Genomic DNA, 21509 nt, shown 5'->3' on the forward strand with positions numbered 1-21509 from the left:
GCGAGCGCAATGGCGGCGAACATCGATCCCAACGCCGGCCGCCCGGCCGGCCCGGAGAGCCTGGTGGATGTCCCGGGGCTGCTCAGCGCCTACCGGACCGGCGTCCCCGATCCGGGCGAGCCGTCGCAGCGGGTAGCGTTCGGCACCTCCGGCCACCGCGGCTCGGCCTTGCGGGGTTCGTTCAACGAAGACCACATCCTAGCGATCGTCCAGGCCATCTGCCTGCATCGGCGCCGGTCGGGCATCGACGGGCCGCTGTTCCTCGGCCGGGACACCCACGCCCTCTCGGCGCCGGCGATGGCCACGGCGCTCGAGGTCCTGGCGGCCAGCCACGTCACGGTGATGATCGACGCGCGGGAGGGGTACACGCCCACTCCGGCGATCTCGCACGCCATCCTGGGCTACAATCGGGGCCGGGAGCGGGGGCTCGCGGACGGCCTCATCCTGACGCCCTCGCACAATCCGCCGGCCGACGGCGGTATCAAGTACAACCCACCCCACGGCGGGCCGGCCGATCCAGCCACGACCGGGTGGATCGAGAGGACCGCCAACCTTCTGCTGTCGATGGGTCTGAGGGACGTTCGCCGCATCCCTTACGAGCGGGCGCGAAACTCGTCCGACCTGCGCCGGCACGACTTCCGGTCGGCGTTTGTCGCCGACCTCCCGAACGTCGTCGACCTGGAGGCGATCAGGCGTTCGGGCGTGCGGCTCGGCATTGATCCCCTGGGCGGTGCGAGCCTCGACTACTGGGCGGCGATCATCGACCGCTACGGGATCGCCGCGAAGATCGTCGACGAGTCCGTCGATCCCACCTTCGGCTTCATGACCCGGGACTGGGACGGCCAGATCCGGATGGATTGCTCCTCGCCCTACGCCATGGCGCGGCTCGTCGGCCTGCGCGACACCTTCGACGTGGCGGTCGGCAACGATCCGGATGCGGACCGCCATGGGATCGTCACCCGCTCGGATGGGCTGATGAACCCCAACCACTTCCTGGTCGCCGCCATCGCCTTCCTGTTCACCCATCGCCCCGGCTGGGGTCCAAGCAGCGCCATTGGCAAGACGATGGTGTCCAGCGCCGTGATCGACCGGGTGGCGGCCAAGCTCGGCCGCCGGCTCATCGAGACGCCGGTGGGCTTCCGGTGGTTCGTGGAGGGACTGCTCGGCGCATCCCTGGGATTCGCCGGCGAGGAGAGCGCCGGCGCGGCCTTCCTGCGGTTCGACGGCTCGGTCTGGACGACCGAGAAGGACGGGATTTCCCTCGGCCTGCTCGCCGCCGAGATCACCGCCAAGACCGGCCGCGACCCGGGCGGCCTCTTCCGCGAGCTGGCGTCCGATCTCGGCGCCTCCGTCTACGAGCGCCTCGACGCGCCGGCGACGGCGGCCGACAAGGCGCGCCTTGCGATCCTCGCGGCCCGTCCGCCGGCGATCGTCGAGCTGGCGGGCGAGCCGGTGCTGGCGGTGGACGCCGTCGCACCGGGCAACGGCGCGCCGCTCGGCGGCCTTCGGGTGCGGGCGAAGAACGGCTGGTTTGCGGTCCGCCCTTCCGGCACCGAACCCCTCTACAAGATCTACGCGGAGAGCTTTCAGGGCCCTGAGCACCTGCGGCGCGTCCAGGCCGAGGCGCAGGCCCTGGTCGCCGGTTTTGATCCACCGCAAGGCGCACCCCGGTGATTTTGTTGTCGGTAAGATTTACGAGCGCGTGGCGTCTCTAAGGCAAGACGCGCCCGCGAGGCGCCGCACAGGCCCCAGCCGGATGGAGGGCTGAGTCATGACGAACATCGAATGCGCGCCAGCCTGTTCCGCCCCGACCGAAGGCGTGATCACCTTTCAGGTGGTGAAGGAGCCCTACGGCTGGGCGATCCGCCAGGGCCGCCAGATGATGCGGCCGGCCTGGTGCAAGGCCTTCGCCGTTGAGGAGGCGCAGCGCATGGCGGACGCCCTGCGCCGGCACGGTGAACTGGCTGAGGTTTGGATCGAGGAATAAGACAAGGATGCGTCACCCGCCTGACGCGCAACGCGCGGCCGGACAGCGCACCCTCGAACGATGACCGGCGATGTGCATGTGAGCCGTTGGGTGCTGGCTGTTGGGCTACGGTTGAGGTTTGGATCAACATCGTCGGCGAACCGGTCGGACGGCCCCGCGGACGATGACTTGCATGAATTTGTGCGGCTTCGCCGACGCTGGCGCCGCAACGCCATCGCCCACGAGGGCTCGGCACGTGCTGTGCGGCGTCGACGCCTCGGCGGCGTGAGCGGCTCGCCGCTCGGCCGCATCGCAACGCCCCCTTTCTCGCGGCCGTGTTCACCGAACCTTACGGCGGCTAAGATCGCTGGCGCAGCTGAAGCGGTTGCCGCGGATGATTCGGTCGCAGGGGAACAGCGAGGCGCCTTGCGACGCGACGCCCCGCCAGACCTCGTCGCATCGCGGTATTGAGGCTTCAAGGTGCAGTGCCCGCCTCGTTGCGTCAGGGTGGTTCGGCAAACCGTTCTTGGCCTCTGGCCGTAGCTGTCGCCTCGAGGCTGCGCGGCGGCGTCGCGCACGTCGGCCCGCAAGTTCGCCTCAGTGGCTGAGCAGGACGGCCCGCGACCTCTGGGCCAGCAGCGCCTTGGTGAAGCCGCCGAACACCCACTCCTGCAGTCGCGCATGGCCGTAGGCGCCGGCGACGATAAGGTCTGGCCGTACGTCCTCGGCCAGTGCCAGTAGCTGGTCGGCCGCGCTGACGTCTTTCTCCTCGACGCTGATCTTGCTCGCCGCGCGGACGCCGTGGCGCTGGAGATAGGCCGTGACCCGAGCCAGCCGCGCCTCCGTCGCCCGTTCCTCGTCGTGCGGGCAAACCTCCGCCACGACCACGGCGTCGGCGACCTTCAGGATGGGTAGCGCATCGACTACGGCCCGACGGGCTTCGCGAACGTCTTTCCAGGCGACGAGGACCGTCTGCAGCTTGAGGTTCGTCATCTCCGGGGGCGCGATGAGCACGGGACGGCCCGCCGCCAGCACCAGGGCGGCGGGAACGACTGTCGACATGGACGAGCCGTCGTCGTGGACCCGGTGATTCATGACGATGAGATCCGCGCAGCAGGCCTCGGCGGCCGCCGCGGTCAAGGGAGGCTGCATCGCCTGGCGCCACTCTGAGCCCGCCTTGACGGCGCTCGTGGCGGCTTTGAACTTCGCCTCAGCCTGGCTCAGACGGGCCTCGATCTGGGCCTGTTCGAGCCCGATCACGACCCCCGTCGCGTAGCCCCCATCAAGAGGGTCTGTCATGACCGGAACTCGCCACATCTCCGCGGCGACCCCGATGAGCGACGCGTCAAAGCGATTGGCAAGCGCGGTCGCCAGGGCAAGTCGCGCATCTGTGGCGGGGCGCGTGTCGACTGGCACGAGCAGGGTGACGTAACTCATCGATTCCCTCATCCGGCGCTTGCGCATCGCGTGCGGACGCGCCCGGCTACGCTCGGCTGAAACAGACGCGGCTCGCTCAAAGGCCTTACAATCGGCTAGGTGGCTTGCGGCGCCACCCAAGCGCCCGCCGCGATGAAACAGGGGACGCCGCGGCCAGCCGACAAGAACCCGATCGACGCCCCGAAGACCGCAGAGCGGTGCAGCCCGCAACTCTCCGCGATATGGAGATAGATGGCCCGCACGGCCTTGGTAGCGGCTTTCTTTAGCGGCTTGCTCAGCCTTCTTCGCTTCGTCCCGGCATTAGCTCTCGGGCGCGCCCTTTTCCTCGCCCAGGCCGGGGCGATCACCCGTGTTCCATCGCATGCGCCCGGTCGAAGTCTCCGGCTGGATCCGCGCCGCAGGCGACCTTCCCGACGACCCCGGCGGCGAAGCAAGGATCCGCTCGCGACGCGCACCTCAGACCGCGACGCGCGCCGAGAGGCCGAGGTGGTCAGAGAACGTCGCAGGCTCGCACCGGTAGTGCGTCACCGACAGTTCACCACCGATCACGATATGATCGTAATCCCGGCGGGGGCGCCAGGCGGGGAACGTCATCGGTGCGGCGCCCGAGAGCTGACCTCCCGTAGTCCGGCAGAAGGCCTCCAGCGGCGTGCTGCGCGCCCCGCAGTTGAAATCGCCCATGGCCGCCCAGGCGCGTGCGCCCCGCAAGGCCTGCGCCACATGGGCCAGCTGAAGCATCTGATCTGAGGCGCCGAGGCTGAGATGCAGGCAAGCGATCGTCAGCGAGCGCTCGCCCTCGACGTCGGCGACAAGGCAGCCCCGTCCGGCGAACCGCCCGGGAAGCTTCAAGTCCCGGACATGGGCCAGCGGCCAGTGGCTGAGAATGGCGTTGCCGTGCCGGGATATGCCCGGAATGGTCCGGTTCTCCTGGACGGCGACGTGCGCGTGTCTCGACTGCTGGGCGATCTCGTCCACCTGCGAACGATAGCCCGCCCGTCTTCCGCCGAGATCCACCTCCTGCAGACAGACGACGTCGTAGGGTGCAATCTCCCTGGCGATGTTCTGCAAGGTGGCCATCTTCGACGGCGCGTGAAACATCTGCAGGTGCGCGCGGAGGAGGTAGTCGCGGTACCGGCTTGTTCCGATGCCCGCCTGGATGTTCCAAGTCAGCAGATTCACGAGCTTAAGCTTTCCGGGCTCGGCCGATCGTGCAGTAGCGCCGAGGCTAGGGCCCTTACATTCGTACAGGATTCGAATTGATCTCTCACGGTTCGATCCCGCTCCTCGCGCACATTGTCCTGGCAGGCGGGCTCACTCTCCGGATTCTGTATCGCAAGCTTGAGGTCAATACCGCGCTCGCCTGGATCGTCATGCTCGTCGCCATGCCGATCGCAGGGCCGGTCCTCTACCTCCTCTTCGGCGATCGCAGTCTCGGCGGACGACGACTGAAGCTTGGGCGCCGTATCAGGACCTTCTACCAGAACGCCTACGGGGTTGGAGGCGCCGACGAAGCGCCCCTCCAATCCATTCCCGAGCCCTTTGCATCGCTGGCCAGATCCATGACCGTCGAGAGCGGGTTTCCGGTGCTTGCCCGCAACGGCTACGCGATCCTGACCGATCCAGGCGAGATCCTCGACAGGATGCGGCGGGACATCGACGCGGCGCAGACCTCGTGCCGCCTGGAGTTCTATATCGTCGAGCCGAGCGGGCGCGTCGAGGCCGTCCTCGAGGCGGTACGGAAGGCGGCCGCGCGCGGCGTGTCCTGCCAAATCCTGGCCGATGACTACGGAAGCAAGCGGTTCTTCCGGAGCCCGTGGCCGAGGCGTCTCAGCGCCGCGGGCGTCTCGATCGTACGGTCGCTCCCGGTCGGCGTGCTCAAGTCGGTCTCGAAACGATCTGACCTGCGCAATCATCGCAAGCTGCTGATCTGCGACCGGACGGTGGCCTACGCCGGCAGCTTCAACCTGGTTGATCCGGCGCTGTTCAAGTCGGATCGACATGTCGGATCGTGGATCGATGTCATGATGCGCATCGAAGGCGAGATGGTGGATGCGCTCACCTGCGTCTTCAATGCAGATTTCCTGTTCGAACAGAAGGGGGCGGACCTTGGCGGCGCCCTCCTGCGTCCGCTTCCTCTTGAGGCGCAGAAGGGCCGCCGTCCTCGCGGAAGCGCCTTGATGCAGCTTCTGCCATCCGGTCCGGAAATGCCGCACCCGACCATCCACGGCTTCATTGTCGCCGCGATCTTCAACGCGCGTCGCCGGGTCCGCGTTGTCACGCCCTACTTCATTCCCGATCAGGCGGTGCTGCTCGCCCTGACGTCAGCGGCAAGACGTGGCGTGAGGGTTCAGATCATCGTTCCTGAGCGGCTCGACACGCGGATCGGCCAGTATGCGAGCCAAGCTTCATACGATGACTTGCTTGCGGCGGGTGTGGACATCCGGCGTTTCACCGGTGGGCTGCTACACACGAAGGCCGTGCTGGTCGACGACGACATCACGATCTTCGGCACCGTCAACATGGATCTGCGGAGCTTCTATCTGAACCTGGAGCTGAGCCTCATTATGTATGACCCGCGGATCAACAACGCCTTAGGCGCCGTCCTAGACGCCTATGTCGGCCGCAGCGACGTCATCGATCCTGACGCATGGGCCGCGCGCGGGTCGACACAGCGCTTCCTCGAAAACCTCATGCGGCTCGCCGCCCCCCTTCTCTAGACGTGCGATCCCGGAATGAGCGGGTGCGGGTCGGCGAGGCGCCGTCAGCGCCGGACTGACGCGCTCAAGAGCATCGCGATCCTCGAGGCGGCGGCCGGGGGCCCAGCCGCTCCGCTCCGAAGTCCGCTTGGCCCAGAGCCTGCCGAAAGGGCTGGGGCTGAGGACCACGATCGCCGGCCGCCGCGGTCCGGGGCCAGCGCCCGGGCGGCGGCGGGGTCGTTGCGATCGCGTGGACGAGCGGGGCGAAATGCGCACGCCGGCGCGCCACACTCTCGGCGGAGGCGGGGTCCAGAGCGATCCGCGCGTCTGCGGCGGCGCGGGCGCGGCGAGGGAGCATGCCCAGCGGGTGCTCGGCGGCGAAGGTTTCGTTGGCAGTCAGCCCGCAGCGCCGGCTCATTTCAACGCGTTCTCGTTGGCGAAGCCCAATGCGGGCTCCGACAGGGTCCAGCGAAGGTTCGCCCAAGGGTCAGGCCGAGCTGCTGTGCGATCGCAACCGGTCCCGAAGCTCGCGGCCGCGCTCGGCCTCCTCACACCGGCAGTCCAGGAAGCCATGCACCGGGCAGGTCAGGCAGATCTCCTCCAGCCGGCGACGAAGGGCCTGGCGGCCGCGGTGCAGCCGCACGTTGATGGTGTTGAGCGTCAGTCCCAGGCTCGCGGCGACGCGGTCCCTGGGCTCGTCGAGCAGGTCGATGCGCCAGATCACCTCCGCGTAGGCGGGCTTCAATGTCGGCAGGAGCCGGTAAAGGCAGGCGCAGACCTGGCTGTCGAGCTCCTCATCGGGCTCGACGAGAAGTTGTTCCAGGTCGGCCGGGTCCATCGCCGTCTCCCGCCCGCCGCGGCGGGCCGTCCGGCGCTGGTGGTCGGCCAGGGTGCTGGCGAGGATGCGGCTGAGCCATCCCCGCACGGAACGGATCTCCCGCAAGTCGTCGGACCGATCGAGGGCGCGGGCGACGAAGGTCTGCAGTACGTCCTCGGCGTCCTGTCGGTTGCGGAGCCGCCGCTGCAGGAACCAGAGCATGTCCCGATGACACTCGACGAGCACGCGGCGCACCGCGGCGTCGGCAGGCTTCACCGCCGAGTCCCCATCCTTGGGCGGGGGCGGGCCGCCCGCCGGGGGCGTCGCGCCGCCGCGTTTGGGCCGGCTCATCGATGTGACCGTCCGCGCGGCGCTGTCACGGGGGCCGGTTCGTCAAGATTTCGCCGCGGCGGAGCCCCGCACCTGGGCGGCCGCCCCGGTGCGGTCCGACGGCCTTGGCCGGATCAGTTCGCCGACACCCAGGCTCGCGTCGGTCTTGGCGATCGAAGCGGCGGCGTCGACGCGCCCCGACAAGGCCCGGACGGCGTCGAGGGTCTCGGGAATGACGATGGCCTGGTTGTCGACCATATAGGCGTAGAACAGCTCATCGCCCTGCACCTTCAGCATGTCGGTCCAAAGGGCCACCTCGTAGAGGTTGTCGTGCGGCCGGCCGAGATCGGCCATCATCTCCTTCACCGTGTTGAGCGCCACGAGCCCATCGCTCGTCTGGATCGGCGCGATCCGCGACGAGGCCAGGAAGGCGGCGATCACCTCGTCCTTTGACGCGGCGCGGGTCATCTGCACCGACCAGTAGTGCAGGTGGGCGATCGTCTCCGGGACCTTGACCGCCATGGTGACCACGTCCAGCGCCGGATCGACGCTCTGCGCATCGGGGCCTTGGTGGCTCGGGATCTCCGGTTCGGGCACCAGGGTGTTCATGATGCCGCTGTGATCGCTCTCCCAGGGATCGGTCGCGCGGCGGAGCAAGGTTCCGCGGGCCCGGCGCAGCAGTCCCGCCCGCTTCAGGGCCGTCAAGGTGCGCACGATCGAGGTGGTGTTGCAGGAGACCACCCGGGTCGCCGGCCGCCCCACGGCGCCCGCGTAGCTGGACTCGGCGACAAAGGAATGGCCGGTCACCGCATGCTTTTCGCCACCCTGGACGATGAACGGCTTGCCCGTCCGCCGATAGAGTTCGGCGTTGGCGGCGCCGACATGCTTGGGCGTGCAGTCGACGACGACGTCGGCCGCGCCGACCAGGGCGTCGAGGCCGCCCGCCACCGGCAGGCCGGCCCGGTCCATGGCCTCGGCCGCCTCGGCGGTCGCCCCATAAAGGGCGACGCCCTTTCGGATCGCGGCGTGCAGCCGCCAGTCGGTGGCGACGTCCGCCACCCCGACCAGGGTCATGTCGTCCTGCAAGGCGACGCCGGCGGCCACGCGCTTGCCGATGACGCCATAGCCGACGACGGCGACGCGGATGTTGTCAGCCTGAGGCATGGATCTGTTCCGTTGAGGCCCTTGGGCGCGCCGGTCGAGCGGGATCAGCGACCGCGACATCGGATGCGGACGCACGCGATGCCGGCTGGCGTTCGTCGTCGACCATGTAGTCCCGGCTTAAGGGCAGCGCTCGGATATCCCGAGCGAGCTGGATCTGGAACACCATCAGGCCCCCGACCCGGAAGGCGGCTTCGCAGACGGCGAGATAGTATTCCCACATCCGGCAGAACCGCTCGTCGTAGAGCGCCGCCGCCTTCGCGCGGCTCGCCTGAAACCGCTCGGACCAGCGCTGCAGCGTCTCGGCGTAGTGCAGGCGCAGGATCTCCACGTCGGCGACCCAGAGCCCGGACTTTTCGACCGCGGCGAAGACTTCCGACAGCGAGGGGCAGTAGCCGCCCGGGAAGACGTACTTGTCGATCCAGGGATCGGCTGCGGCCGGCGGCTCCTTGCGACCGATGGCGTGGATCACAGCGACGCCGTCGGGCGCAAGCAGTCGGCTCACCGTGTCGAAGAATTCTATAAAGTGTGGGGCGCCGACATGCTCGAACATGCCGACGGAGACGATGCGGTCGTAGGAGTCCGCCTCCTGCCGATAGTCCCGCAGATGGAAGCGGACGCGATCCTGCAGCCCTTCCTCAGCCGCACGCGCCTGGGCCACTTTCAGCTGTTCCTGCGAAAGGGTCACCCCGTCGACTTCGACGCCGTGGCGCCGGGCGAGCTCAAGGGCCAGCCCGCCCCAGCCCGAGCCGATGTCGAGCACGCGCGCGCCGGGGCGGAGCCGCAGCTTGGCGGCGAGGTGGCGCTTCTTCTTGGCCTGAGCCTGCTCCAACGACTCGTCGCCGTCCGGGAAGTAGGCGCAGGAGTATTGCAGGTCCTCGTCCAGGAATGTCCGGTAGAGCGCTTCGGAAAGATCGTAGTGGTGGGCGACGTTGGCTCGCGCCCGGGCGATGGAATTGAGCCTTGTGATCCGCCTGATCGGTGCGGCGAGGTCGCGCACGGCCTGGGCGTCCTTGGCCACCTCTCCGCCGGCGGCGACCGCTATCAGGAGGAAGTCGCGTAGCGTGCCCTCTTCGATGATGAGGCCCTCGTCCATGTAGGCCTCGCCGACGCGCAGGCTCGGATTGGCCAAGAGCCGCGCCGGCTCGCGCGGGTCGGCGATGCGCACGGTGGCGAAAGGGGCCTCGCCCGTGCCGAAGGCGTGCCGCTCGTCCCAGGGATCGATGACGACCAGAGATCCATAATGGATGGTTCGCCGCAGCAGCGCGGCGAGGAGCCCGAAGGCCGTCCGGCTCGGCAGGACCACGCCGAGCGCTTCCTTCACGTCCTGCATCATGATCGTGCCTTTCAGATGCGCATGGGCGGCTGGGCGCCGGGTCATCCGAATGGACGTCCAAGCCCGGGCTCCATTACAGACGCGCCGAGGCTTTCGAAGGCGCCCGGCTGGGCACGGCGCTAGACAGTCGCGGCGCAGCCAGCGCGCCCACCAGCGCCGCCGTCAGGGCCACCGCCGCGGCGATCAGGAAGGGATCGGCCAGCCTGGAGCCGAGCAGGACGCCGCCCGTCGCCGAGCCCAGGGCCTGGCCCAGGCTTGCGAGCGCCGTCTGGTCGCCGAGACCGGAGCCTTGGCGGCGACCCGAGACGATCGACTGCCAGTAGGCCAGAACCGGGCTGGTCGCCCCCGCGCTGGCCGCGAGCAGCCCGACGACCGCCAAGGCGGGAGCGAAGCCGCTGACGCGGGGGGCCAGGACCAGAGCGATCGCGATCAGAAGGAAACCGGGGCCGAGCAGCTTCGATGTCCGTTCCGCTCTTGTGAGCGGCGAAAACACCGCCGCCTGGGCCCCGAACATAACCAGGCTGCAGACTGAGAACATCACCGCGAGCTCGCGGGCGTTCGCCTCGGTCGAACGCGCCGCGAGGCCCACTTCGAATGTGCCGACCGCGAAGGCGACTGCGAAGCTCAGCCCCAGCAGAACGACGGCCGAGCTCGCGCTGGCGGAGCGGCCGAGCTGAGTGGCGCCGGCCGGGGCGCTGGGCGCGGTGCTGATGCGGGCGAGCAGGGCGGCCGCGCCCAGGGCCAGCGCGCCCGTGGCGACGAGGGGCGCCGCCAGCGGCGACGTGATCTTGCCCGCGGCCGCTACGGCGGCGCTGAATATCGGACCCAGGACGAAGCCGGCGATGGCCGCCATGTTGAGCCGTGCGAGACGATGTGCGCGCCATTGGTCGGTGGGCGCAAGGTCGGCGACGTAGGCGGCGGCGACGGGGGCGACGGCGGCGGCGAACAGGCCGCTCAGCATGCGCTCGAGGTAGAGCTGGGCCAGGGTTCGCGCGGCGGCGAACATCAACATGCTCAGGGCGAAGCCGACCAGGCCCGCGAGCAGCACCGGCTTTCGACCGATCCGGTCGCTCAGCCGGCCCCATAAGGGCGCGAAGACGGCGACCGCCAACATGTAGAGGCCGGTGAGCCCCCCAGCATGGAACGCGACGTCGTCGATGTGGCCTCCAGGCGCGCCGCGAACGAGGCTCGGGATTTGCGGCAGCACCAGCCCGTAGCCGGCCGAGACCGTGAATACGGCGACAAGCAGGGCGGGAAAGACGAAGCGGCGGGGCCCGAAGGGCGGTGCGGCCGAGGGCGTCACGGGTCTCTCACGTCTCGGTCCCATCTCGTGTTCTGCGACGGACGACGCTCGCCCTCGCCGGTCTGCAGTCCCGCCTAAGTGAGGTCGCCCAACTCAGGCCGCGCCGAGTGTCTTCGGCTTCGGCCCGGCCGGCTTCAGGGTTTTAGGATGACCTGGGTCGGCGGCAACTCATGGCGATAATCCTCCCTGGCTTCGAGATGGACTGATGATCGTGGGATCAGATCAGCATCCGCGCCGCCGCCGGCGTGGGTCGCTGGTCTGGCCGCTCTCCGCCGGAACCGCCGCATGGCCGGCATGACCGTCGGCGCCGCCGCCTTTTTCCTGACCTTGCGCCCGTCGGTTACCGACATGACGGTGGCCATGGCCGAAGAGGTGCACGGCGACGAACCCGCCTATGAGCAGGATCCAGATCCAGTTGTTCGAAAGCCATCCCATGTCCCGCTCCTTGTACGAGCGTCCGCCGCTTGTCATCGCGACCGGCGTGGACGTCGATGCGGTTGATCTGTGGCTAAGGACGCAGGTGGCGCCTTGGGATTACGAGGGTTGCGGGAATCTCTGTGACATCCGCATCAATCTCATCGGGCGAGCTTCCGGCCTCGGAAGAAGGCTCGGTGAAGCCAAGCTAGCCTCCTTCGGGCAGAGGGACGACGGTGGTCAGTGGGCGTGAGCAGAGTGGTCTTCGGGCATGGCCATGCCGGGCATGTCGCGCATCATCGTGTCGTGGTCTTCCGGGGCGCTCTTGACGGCCGCCTGATATTGGGCGGGGGAGAGGGATGGGAGCGTCCGCACGAAGGCGACCATGTCCCAGATCAGGTCGTCGCTGTGGGTGCGGCCCCAGGCCGGCATGGCCGTCATCTTCACACCGTGCTTGATGATCCAAAACTGTTGCTGCGGCGCGCGCGGGAGGCGGCCACTGAGCTCGGGCGCCGCCGGATAGAGGCCCTGGCTGATCTCCGTCCTCTCCATACCCGGCGCCAGGTGGCAGCCGCTGCACATCTCGGCGTAGAGCCCGGCGCCCTTGCCGATACGACCCGGGTCGTTCAAATCTCGCGGAAGGGCGATTGCGCGGGCCCTCACCGCGATGGATCGGTCGCGCAGCGTCTGCATCGCCCAATAGACGGGCTTGGTGTGCGGCGCGTCTGCGCCGATGTTGTAGGCGCCTGTAAAGACGAAGGCGCCGATGAACCCACCGACCACCAGGACAATGAGGATCACGAAGGCGGTGCTCGGCAGATGTCGCCGAAGGTCAAACGGCTCTCTGGACAACGGCTCTCTGGACATGGTGGCTCCCCGGCGCGCAGGTTTCGGCGTCTTTGAACGACGCCCTCCTATCGAGGATACGCGCCACCCGGCGGCCGGCCCTCACGCCAGACTGGCGGCGACGACGCAACGCGCCTCGAATGTCCTTCCCTAAGGACCGCCGCTGCGGCCGATGCCGCGTACAAGCTTGAGCGTGAACCAGAGGGCCAGGCCGTAGCCGAGGGCGGCGAGCAGCGGCAGGTCGCCGAGAATCCGCGGGCCGATGCTGTGCTGCATCAGCAGCGAGGCGGCGACATAGAGGCCGAGGGTCACCAGGGCCAGGGCGATCCGATCGGCCCCCAGGCTCATCCGGCGTACGGCGTCGGGGACCTCGGGCAGGCGGATCGGCACCGCCAGGCCCGCTTGATCCTGCACGCGGTGAAGCGCCTTCGCCGCCAGGCTGGGCGCGGCCCGCGCCGCCGCGGCGACTTCCCACTTCAGCCGCACCAGACCGCTGTCGTCGGTCAAGGCCGCGCCGGCCTTGCCGACGAACAATTCTTCGCCGCTCGCCGTCAGCGCCTGCACCACGTCAAGGGTCGGGTCGAGGAGGCGCAGCGAGCCTTCAGCGGTGAACACCGTGCGCACCAGCGCCGCGAGATGCGGCGGCAGGGCCACGGCGCCGCCGCCGCCCAGGCGCGCCACGGCGAGCATGACCGCGGCGATCGACCACTCCTCGAGCGGCGCGCCGGTGAGATCGGCCAGGATCGCCTCCACGCCTTGGGCGACGGCGGCCCGATCGGCCGACGCGGCGATCAGGCCGAGGTCGATCGCGGCCTGGGTCAGCCATTCGGGATCCTGGTGGATGAAGCCCTGGACGAAGCTCATCAGCGCTTGACGCGAGCGGCGGTCGAGCCAGCCGACCGCGCCGAAATCGTGGAAGCAGAGCCGGCCATCTTCCATCACGAAGATGTTGCCCGGGTGCGGATCGGCGTGGAACAGACCGACCCCGAAGAACTGCGCCATGTAGAAGTCGACAAAGCCCCGCGCGAGGCGGTCGGCTTGCGGCTTCAGGTCCGGATCCTCGAGGCGCCGCCCCTGGCTCATCGCCTGGACGAGCGCGTCGGCTGAGGAGAGGCCGTCGACGACGTCGGGAATGAAGACGGTCGGCGATCCTGCGAACGCGCGGGCGAAGCGGCGGATGTTGCGGGCTTCCTCCTTGAGGTCGGTCTCCTTGCGTAGGTTGCGCCAGAGCTCGTGCACGAGCTCGACCGTCCGCCGCTCGCGCAGGCGAGGAACCAGCGTCGTGGCCAGGCCGGCGAGGCTGAGCAGGACGCGCATGTCCTGGTCGATCTGGGCCCGAACGTGGGGGCGGAGGACCTTGACCACGACATCGCGGCCGTCCCGCAGCTGCGCCCGGTGCACCTGGGCGACCGACGCCGCCGCGAGAGGCTGGACCTCGAAGCGCGCAAACATGTCGTCGATCGGCCGGCCGAGCGCGCGTTCCACCAGGCGCCTGGCCTCCTCGCCCGGAAACGGGGCGGCCGCGTCCTGCAAGCGGCTCAGCTCGACGATCCAGGCGGCGGGCAGAAGGTCGCGGCGCTGGCCGAGCGCCTGGCCGAGCTTGACGAAGGTGGGGCCCAGCCCCTCCAGGGCCCGCCGGAGCGCGACCGGCAGAGCGGGCGCGGTCGCGTCTCGCCGGAAGCGGTCCTCCATCGCCGTGACGGCGAGACGCACAGCGGCCCGGCCGATCTGAAGTGTTCGTAGAATGAGCAACGGATCGCTCCCTTGGGCGGCCAGCGCGGCGCCAGGGGTTTGGACGCAGCACCAAGGCCATGATTTCAGCTACGGCGTTGGGATCTTCCGGACGTGAGCCAAGCCGCGGAAGGTCCCGCGGCCGTAAGAGCCGCCCGCAGTCCGCGTCTTGAGGTGCGGAGCGGCCGGCGAGGCCGCTCCGCAATGCGGTCAGCTCAGAGTGATCGACGTGAAGACGAGCAAACACATCCGTAAGCGCGCTTGCTCAGGTGACGCCGGCCCGCAAGGCGAAACACGCGACGGATTCCGGGCAACAGCTTCGGTCCAATCCATTCTCAGCGTCTTCAGCATAGAGGTTTGCATCGCATTTGCAGAAGCTGCCGAGCGCCAGCGCGAGAGCTTAGCCAACTCGGAGGTTCGGTTGGCCGAGCTGGCGCGGCGGTCACGGACGGCGGTCGAACCCGCCGCCTTCCGCATCCTGAAGACCGAGATCATCCAGTGCGTCGCGGACGCCGCCGCCGGAAACGCGAAGGTCTGGTCCGATCTGGTGACGCGTATCCAGACGGACTGTGTCCGCTTCGACGCCGCGGCGGACCCAGATGGTCAGGTTGGATGCGATGGGAGGCCGGCGGGCCCGAGGGCTGAGCGGTCGTGACCGAGGCCCCAAAGGGGCGGGGGCGTCAAATCGGCGAACGGATCACCGTCGCCGGCCGCGGCGACGGCGCGTTCAGGCGCCTGCGCGCGGTCCAAGGGCGCGTCCGGGTTTGGCCGCGCGTGTGGGAACAGGGAGGGTGACGATGGACCTGGTCGCGCTCAACGCCGTCGCCGAGCAGTTGGTGAGGCCCGGAAGGGGCCTGCTTGCCGCCGACGAAACCCCGGGCACGATCAAGAAGCGCTTTGACGCGATCGGCGTGGAGTCGACGGAAGCGAGCCGGCGTGACTACCGTGAGCTGCTCTTCCGGTCGGCTGGCGCGATGTCCGACTATATTTCCGGCGTGATCCTGCATGACGAGACCGTGTGGCAGGCCGCCGCTGACGCCAGGCCCCTGGTCGAACTGATCACCGCCGCCGGAGTCTTGTTCGGGGTCAAGGTCGATAAGGGGGTCAAGCCCCTGCCCCTGTTCCCAGGCGAAACCGTCACCGAGGGTCTCGATGGCCTGGAGGAGCGGCTGAGGGGCTATCGCGAGCGCGGCGCACGCTTCGCCAAATGGCGGGCGGTGATCGATATCTCGGCCGGTGTTCCCACCGCCGCGGCCGTGAAGGCCAACGCCCACGCGCTGGCCCGCTACGCCGCCCTCTGCCAAGCCTGCGAAACCGTGCCGATCGTCGAACCCGAAGTTCTGATGGAAGGCGGGCACGACATCGCCCGCTGCGACGAGGTCACCCGCTTCACACTGCACACCGTGTTCCAGGAGCTATTCGAGCAGCGCGTTGCGCTCGAAGGCATGGTGCTGAAGCCCAACATGATCACCTCGGGCAAGCAGTTCGGCCGCGAGGACGCCGTCGAGGACGTGGCCGAGCGGACGCTGGCGACCCTCAAGGCCACCGTCCCATCGGCCGTGCCCGGCGTCGCCTTCCTGTCCGGCGGCCAGTCCGACACGGCGGCCACGGCGCATTTGGACGCCTTGAACCGGCTGGGTGGCGCGCCTTGGAGGATGACCTTCTCCTACGGCCGGGCGCTGCAGGTTGCGCCGCAGAAGGCGTGGTCCGGCAAACAGGAAAACGCGGCCGCAGCCCAGCGGGCGTTCGCGCATCGGGCGCGGATGAACAGTCTCGCCAGCCTCGGCCGATGGGACGGTTCGCTCGAGGACGCCATGTGAATGGCGAGGTGGAGGTTTCCTCCCCTACGGCGCGCCTGGGGCGGCGCGCGCCACGATCGCCGTGGAATCGACGGTCGGCGTCAGGAGGCCAAAGGCGCCGCCGTCGCCCATCAGGCGACTGGCGATGAACGCGTCCGCCACGAACGGCGGCGCATGCCGTGCGAGCAGCGCCGCCTGGGTCGTGACCACCAGCTGACGGCAGAGGCGCCGCAGGTCCGCTTCCGCTGGACCGCGGCGGGCGTTCGCGAGGACCTGGTCGATCTCGACGTCGAGGCGGGCGTCTGCGCCGCGCGCCGGCGTCAGCTCGCCTTCCAGCGCCTCCAGGCATTCGGGGGTCCGTTGCAGCGCCCGCCATACGTCGAGGCACATCACGTTGCCGGAGCCCTCCCAGATCGAATAGACGGGCAGCTCGCGGTAGAGCCGCGGCATTCCGCTCTCCTCCACATAGCCGTTGCCGCCCAGGACCTCGAGCGCCTCGGCGGCGAGGGCCGGCCCGCGTTTGCAGATCCAGAACTTGGCGGCCGGCGTGAGCAGTCGCCGGAACAGCGTCGCGGCTTCGTCGTCCTGGGCGTCGAAGGCGCGCGCCAGCCGGAACGCCAGGGCGGTGGCCGCCTCCACCTCGAGCGCGAGATCAGCCAGTACGCCCGTCATCAGTGGCTGGTCGACGAGCCGTCTCTGGAACGCGGTTCGATGGGCGGCGTGATGGATGGCCTGGGCGAGCGCCTGACGCTGCACGCCGGCCGAGGCCACGACATTGTCGAGCCGGGTGTAGGTCGCCATCTCGACGATGATGGGCACGCCGCGGCCCTCGTCCCCGATCAGCCAGGCCAGCGCGCCCTCGAATTCCACCTCGCCGGAGGCGTTCGAGCGATTGCCGAGCTTGTCCTTCAGCCGCTGGAATCGCAGCGCGTTCAGCTCGCCGTCGGGGGCCCACCTCGGCATGAAGAAGCAGGACAGCCCGCCAGGCGCCTGGGCCAGCACCAGGAAGGCGTCGCACATCGGCGCGGACAGGAACCACTTGTGGCCAACCAGACGGTAGGCTTCGCCCGGGCCTCTCCTGGCGAGAGGCTCGGCCCGGGTGGCGTTGGTCCGCAGGTCGCTGCCGCCCTGCTTTTCGGTCATGCCCGTGCCGACGAGGGCGCCCGCCTTTTCCGAGACGGGCCGGTGCGCCGGGTCGTAGCTGCGGGAAACCAGCTTGGGCAGCCAGTCATCCTGGATTTGTCGCGAGGCGCGGCGCAGCACCGGGATGGCGGCATAGGTCATGGAGATCGGACAGCTCGTGCCCGCCTCCACCTGTCCGCTCATGTAGAGGCCTGCGGCGCGGTGGACGTGGGCGCCCGGGCGCGCCTCGGACCAGGGCGAGGCCTGAAGACCTTGCGCCACCTGCAGGCCCATGAGCGCGTGATAGGCCGGATGGAACTCGATCCAGTCCTGGCGGTGTCCGTAGCGGTCGACGACGTGCAGCTGCGGAGGATGCTGGTTGGCCGCCGCGCCGAGCGCCAGTGTCTCCGGCGCGCCGAGCCTCGCGCCATAGGCGGTCAGGTCCGTCAGCGCCCAGGCGGCCCCCTCGCGGGTCGCCGCTTCGCCGAGGGCCAGATCCGACGTGAAGACGTTGTAGCCCGCCAGCGGGGGCGGCTGGTTGCACACCTCATGGGTCGCGAATGCGGCGGGCTGGCCAAGCGTATCCATGTCACGGCTCCCTCGGACGGGCCAGTATAGCCCTGCGGCGCATCCCGTCAGCCCGACCCTCTTCCGGTCGCGCGGTCGAGGCGACAATTCCCGGAGGGCGCGCCCGCGATCCAGAGGGACGCGAGCTGGGAGCTCGTCTCAGCCGCGCCCTGTAATGCGGCGGGACGGGGGCCGTCTAAGTCTATGACGCCGCGCGGGCGCGGCGCATCCATAGCGAAGGACCGGGCGTGCGCGTCTTGCGGCCATTAGCCTTCAACGTCCTGTGGGCGGGGTGGACGGCGATCTTCGGAGTCGCCATCCCGCTGCTTTGGCTGGGCGGCTCGCCACCCAGGATGATCCGCAAGCTATCCCGGGCGTGGGCGCGCGGCGTTCTCGCCCTGCTCGCCGCCATTGTGGGCCTTCGCTACGTAGTCCGCGGCGCAGACAATCGACCGCCCCAGCCTTGCCTGATCGTCGTCAACCATCAATCCACCTGGGAGACCCTGGCCGCTCTGGTGCTGTTTCCCGATGTGGCGATCGTCGCCAAGCGGCAACTGCTGCGCATTCCCGTCATGGGCTGGTATCTCAAGCACTCGCCAATGATCATCATCGATCGGGAGCAAGGAACCAAGGCGCTGCGCCAGATGACGCACGCGAGCCGCGTCGCGCTGGCAGAAGGCCGTTCGGTGCTGATCTTCCCGCAAGGGACCCGGACGCCGGTCGGGATCCCGGTCAGGTTCAAGCGCGGCGTGGAGTTGCTCTACCGCTCGCTAGCGATCCCCGTCCTTCCGGTCGCGTTGGACGCCGGTCGGTTCTGGGGCCCGGGGGCCTGGGCGAAGGCGCCGGGGACGGTTACGGTTTCGATGCTGACGCCGATCGAGCCCGGCATGAGCGCGGCGCAGTTCGTCCGCATGGCGGAGGCAGCGATTGAAGCCGAGACGGCGGTGATGGCGATTGGCTCGAGCATCGAGTCGTAGGATCGCGCGCGCGGCGAGCGCGAGGGCCGAGACCACAAGCCGCATCCGAACTTCCTATCCGCAGGGACGCCGTGCAGGAATGACGCAGCACAGGAGCGAGGCTCGCGGGGCCGGACCTCGCGCGGCTCATGTGCGAAGAGCGCGCGCCATAGCCGTGAAGTCAGCCGGCGACCGCCGCGGCCAGGGCCAGCTCCGACGCGCACGCCGCGGCCAAGTCCGCGGGTGCAACGTCGAGGAGGGCGCGGATCGCTTCACCCGACAGGGTCTCGTGTTCGAGCAGAGCTTCCGCCAGGCGACGGAGCTGGTCCGCATGCTCTGCAAGCACGCTGCGCGCCCTGGCCTCGCCGTCCTCGACGAGGCGCCGGGTCTCCTCATCGATGATCCTGGCGGTGGCTTCGGAGACATTGCCGCGGCCAGAGCTCCCATGGCCGAGGAACCCGTGCTGGTCGCCCTCGCCATAGCTCAGCGGGCCCAGCCGGTCGCTGAACCCGAACTCGGTGACCATCCGCCGCGCGAGGGCGGTGGCCTGGCGAATGTCGTCGCTGGCCCCGGTGGTGATCCGCTCCTTGCCGAAGATCAGCTCCTCGGCGACGCGGCCGCCGAACATCATGGCGATCTTGGCCTCGAGTTCGATGCGGGCAAGCCCGTAGCGATCCCGCTCCGGCAGGGACATGGTGACGCCGAGGGCGCGCCCACGCGGCACGATGCTGACCTTGTGCAGCGGGTCGCAGCCTGGCGTATGGAGCGCGACCAGGGCATGGCCGCTCTCATGGTAGGCCGTGGTGAGCCTCTCGCCGGCCGTCATGACCAGCGAGCGGCGCTCGGCGCCCATGAGCACCTTGTCGCGCGCGTCTTCCAGGTCGGCTGGCGATAGGCGCTCGGCGTCATGCCGCGCCGCCAGGAGCGCCGCCTCGTTGACCAGGTTGGCGAGGTCCGCCCCGGAGAAGCCGGGCGTCGCCCGGGCGATGAGCTTAGGGTCCACTTCCGGCGCCAGGGGAACGCCGCGCAGGTGCACGCGCAGGATCTTCTCGCGGCCGGCGACGTCGGGTGCGGACACCGCCACTTGACGGTCGAAGCGGCCGGGCCTGAGCAGCGCCGGATCGAGCACGTCCGGCCGGTTGGTCGCTGCGACCACGATGACGCCTTGGTTCGCGTCGAAGCCGTCCATCTCGACCAGCAGTTGGTTGAGCGTCTGATCACGCTCGTCGTTGCCGCCGCCCAGGCTCGTGGCGCGGTGGCGGCCGACGGCGTCGATCTCGTCGATGAAGATGATGCAGGGCGCGTTCTTCTTGGCCTGCTCGAACATGTCGCGCACGCGGCTCGCGCCCACGCCGACGAACATCTCCACGAAGGCCGACCCGGAGATCGAGAAGAAGGGCACGCCCGCCTCGCCGGCCATCGCCCGCGCCAGCAGCGTCTTGCCGGTCCCCGGCGGACCCGCCAGCAGGCAGCCCTTGGGGATCTTGCCGCCAAGCCGGCGGAATTTCTCCGGCCCCTTCAGGAATTCCACGATTTCGCGCAGCTCGACCTCGGCGTCCTCGATCCCGGCCACGTCCTGGAAGGTGACGCGCTGTGCGTCGGCGGCGGCCTGTTTCGCCGGAGACCGCCCAATGCCGAGGACGCGGCCGCCGCCCTTGGCCTGGCGCTTCGACGACCACATGGCGTAGCCCACCATGCCGACCAGCATCAGCAGCGAAAGGCCCGGCGTGAGCCATCCGATCCAGGTTGAGGCTTGGCCGGGCTGGGCGACGGTGATCCGCACGCGGTGGTCGAGCAGCCGCGCGATCAGGCCGGGGTCCTCCGGCGCGGTCGTGCGGAATGCCGATCCGTTGGCCAGCTTGCCGTCCACGGTCCGATCCGCGATCGTGACCTCGCGAATCTCGTCCCGGTCGATGCGGCCGATGAAGTCCGAATAGGCGATCTCGGCGATGGGCGCACTCGTTGGGGCTGGCGAGCCGACCCGATAACCGCCCGCGGCGGCCGGCCCGGCGTCGCTCACCGCGGCTTGGGCGCGCGCCGCCGGCGCGAACTCGGCGACCGTGACGGCGAGGGCGAGGGCGGCGGTTGCGCCCATAATGGACTGTCTCGACATGATGGTTGCTCCCGAGCCGGCATCGGCGCGAGCCGGCGAAGGCCGGGCCTCACCGATCCATTGATGACGCGCGGGAACATCGTTGCTTACGGATCGCCGCCAGGGCGATCGCGCGCGGGTCACGGCGCCAGCAGGCTGCGCTTCAGCGATCGCTCGCCGTAGGGGAAGACAACCTCCTCGTCGGGCCGCGCGGCGTGCTCGTCCTTGTCGGGGCACTCGACACGGGACATGAGGTGGCGGATCAGGTTCAGGCGTGCGCTCTTCTTGTCGTCGGCGCGCACCACGTACCAGGGCGCGATCTCGTTGTGGGTGCGTTCCAGCATCTCGTCGCGAGCGGCGCTGTAGGCGTCCCAATGCTTGAGCGCGACACGGTCGATCGGGCTCACCTTCCATTGCTTCAGCGGATCTCGGCGGCGATCCTTCAGGCGCCGGCGCTGTTCGTCCTTGGAGATGTCAAGGTAGTATTTGAGGATCTGGATGCCGGATTTGACGAGCATGTGCTCGAAAGGGGGCGTCATCGCCATGAAGTCTTCGTACTCTTCGGGCGTGCAGAACCCCATGACCCGCTCGACACCGGCGCGGTTGTACCAGCTGCGGTTCATCAGAACCATTTCCTGGCTCGACGGCAAGTGCGGGACATAGCGCTGGAAATACCAGGACTGGGTATCGCGGTCGGAGGGCTTGCCGAGGGCACCACGCGGGTCTCGCGCGGGCTCAGGTGCTGCACGATCCGCTTGATCACCCCATCCTTGCCCGCGGCGTCGCGCCCTTCGAGGATCACGAGCAGGCGGTGGTCGAACTTGATCAAGTGCCGCTGCAGCTTGACCAGCTCGACCTGCAGCGCGTGCAGGCCGGCGCGGTAGTCGCCGTCATCGTTCGGATGGCGCTTTCCGGGCATAGGTCTTTCCTGGTCGA

The 21509-nt window shown here is 69.0% G+C and carries 17 protein-coding genes and 1 pseudogene; 6 read left to right on the top strand and 12 right to left on the bottom strand.

The window, feature by feature from the left end:
* Window positions 1–9 precede the first annotated feature (9 nt).
* Window positions 10–1674, top strand: a complete 1665-nt coding sequence (gene pgm / locus DJ017_RS06090; RefSeq protein WP_111527872.1) for a phosphoglucomutase (alpha-D-glucose-1,6-bisphosphate-dependent) — start codon at window positions 10–12, stop codon at window positions 1672–1674.
* Window positions 1675–1771: 97 nt separating this feature from the next.
* Entirely contained in the window at window positions 1772–1987 is a 216-nt protein-coding gene (locus DJ017_RS06095) for a hypothetical protein (protein ID WP_111527873.1), read from the top strand.
* Window positions 1988–2563: 576 nt separating this feature from the next.
* Here the strand turns inward: DJ017_RS06095 and DJ017_RS06100 are convergent.
* The gene (locus tag DJ017_RS06100; RefSeq protein WP_165830537.1) at window positions 2564–3403 is read right to left on the bottom strand and encodes a universal stress protein; all 840 of its coding nucleotides are present in this window, start codon (window positions 3401–3403) and stop codon (window positions 2564–2566) included.
* A 456-nt stretch (window positions 3404–3859) separates the two neighbouring features.
* On the bottom strand, window positions 3860–4582 hold the full coding sequence (locus tag DJ017_RS06105; RefSeq protein ID WP_111527875.1) for an endonuclease/exonuclease/phosphatase family protein: 723 nt from the start codon (window positions 4580–4582) through the stop codon (window positions 3860–3862).
* Window positions 4583–4659: 77 nt separating this feature from the next.
* Between DJ017_RS06105 and cls the strand changes: the two genes are divergently transcribed.
* The gene (cls, locus tag DJ017_RS06110) at window positions 4660–6120 is read left to right on the top strand and encodes a cardiolipin synthase (protein WP_111527876.1); all 1461 of its coding nucleotides are present in this window, start codon (window positions 4660–4662) and stop codon (window positions 6118–6120) included.
* Window positions 6121–6586: 466 nt separating this feature from the next.
* Here the strand turns inward: cls and DJ017_RS06115 are convergent, their stop codons facing one another.
* From DJ017_RS06115 to DJ017_RS06150, 7 genes are all read right to left on the bottom strand, one after another.
* Window positions 6587–7267 carry an RNA polymerase sigma factor gene (locus DJ017_RS06115; protein ID WP_111527877.1) on the bottom strand — a complete coding sequence of 227 codons (681 nt, stop codon included), beginning with the start codon at window positions 7265–7267 and terminating at the stop codon, window positions 6587–6589.
* 42 nt (window positions 7268–7309) lie between these two features.
* Window positions 7310–8410 carry a type II glyceraldehyde-3-phosphate dehydrogenase gene (locus DJ017_RS06120; protein ID WP_111527878.1) on the bottom strand — a complete coding sequence of 367 codons (1101 nt, stop codon included), beginning with the start codon at window positions 8408–8410 and terminating at the stop codon, window positions 7310–7312.
* The gene (locus tag DJ017_RS06125; RefSeq protein ID WP_319417941.1) at window positions 8397–9788 is read right to left on the bottom strand and encodes a cyclopropane-fatty-acyl-phospholipid synthase family protein; all 1392 of its coding nucleotides are present in this window, start codon (window positions 9786–9788) and stop codon (window positions 8397–8399) included. The genes DJ017_RS06120 and DJ017_RS06125 overlap by 14 nt, the downstream gene beginning before the upstream one ends.
* A 28-nt stretch (window positions 9789–9816) precedes the next feature.
* Complete coding sequence (locus tag DJ017_RS06130; RefSeq protein ID WP_165830538.1) at window positions 9817–11046, bottom strand: MFS transporter; 1230 nt, start codon at window positions 11044–11046, stop codon at window positions 9817–9819.
* A gap of 134 nt (window positions 11047–11180) precedes the next feature.
* On the bottom strand, window positions 11181–11408 hold the full coding sequence (locus DJ017_RS20245) for a hypothetical protein (RefSeq protein ID WP_165830539.1): 228 nt from the start codon (window positions 11406–11408) through the stop codon (window positions 11181–11183).
* A gap of 292 nt (window positions 11409–11700) precedes the next feature.
* Complete coding sequence (locus DJ017_RS06145; RefSeq protein ID WP_111527882.1) at window positions 11701–12327, bottom strand: c-type cytochrome; 627 nt, start codon at window positions 12325–12327, stop codon at window positions 11701–11703.
* A gap of 129 nt (window positions 12328–12456) precedes the next feature.
* Complete coding sequence (locus DJ017_RS06150) at window positions 12457–14019, bottom strand: ABC1 kinase family protein (protein ID WP_227000043.1); 1563 nt, start codon at window positions 14017–14019, stop codon at window positions 12457–12459.
* Window positions 14020–14257: 238 nt separating this feature from the next.
* Between DJ017_RS06150 and DJ017_RS20030 the strand changes: the two genes are divergently transcribed.
* Complete coding sequence (locus DJ017_RS20030; RefSeq protein ID WP_133255392.1) at window positions 14258–14692, top strand: hypothetical protein; 435 nt, start codon at window positions 14258–14260, stop codon at window positions 14690–14692.
* 142 nt (window positions 14693–14834) lie between these two features.
* A complete protein-coding gene (locus DJ017_RS06160) occupies window positions 14835–15857 on the top strand; it encodes a class I fructose-bisphosphate aldolase (RefSeq protein WP_111527885.1) in 1023 nt (340 codons plus the stop codon).
* Between the two features lie 24 nt (window positions 15858–15881).
* On the opposite strand, the gene DJ017_RS06165 is transcribed toward DJ017_RS06160, so the two are convergent.
* Complete coding sequence (locus DJ017_RS06165) at window positions 15882–17546, bottom strand: isovaleryl-CoA dehydrogenase (RefSeq protein ID WP_111527886.1); 1665 nt, start codon at window positions 17544–17546, stop codon at window positions 15882–15884.
* 227 nt (window positions 17547–17773) lie between these two features.
* Between DJ017_RS06165 and DJ017_RS06170 the strand changes: the two genes are divergently transcribed.
* On the top strand, window positions 17774–18502 hold the full coding sequence (locus DJ017_RS06170) for a lysophospholipid acyltransferase family protein (RefSeq protein ID WP_165830540.1): 729 nt from the start codon (window positions 17774–17776) through the stop codon (window positions 18500–18502).
* Window positions 18503–18662: 160 nt separating this feature from the next.
* On the opposite strand, the gene ftsH is transcribed toward DJ017_RS06170, so the two are convergent.
* Both ftsH and ppk2 read right to left on the bottom strand, forming a co-directional pair.
* On the bottom strand, window positions 18663–20594 hold the full coding sequence (ftsH, locus tag DJ017_RS06175) for an ATP-dependent zinc metalloprotease FtsH (RefSeq protein WP_227000044.1): 1932 nt from the start codon (window positions 20592–20594) through the stop codon (window positions 18663–18665).
* 119 nt (window positions 20595–20713) lie between these two features.
* Window positions 20714–21492, bottom strand: a pseudogene (gene ppk2, locus DJ017_RS06180) (polyphosphate kinase 2).
* Window positions 21493–21509 lie beyond the last annotated feature (17 nt).

The organism is Phenylobacterium soli (assembly GCF_003254475.1).
In the GTDB taxonomy this organism is placed as follows: domain Bacteria; phylum Pseudomonadota; class Alphaproteobacteria; order Caulobacterales; family Caulobacteraceae; genus Phenylobacterium; species Phenylobacterium soli.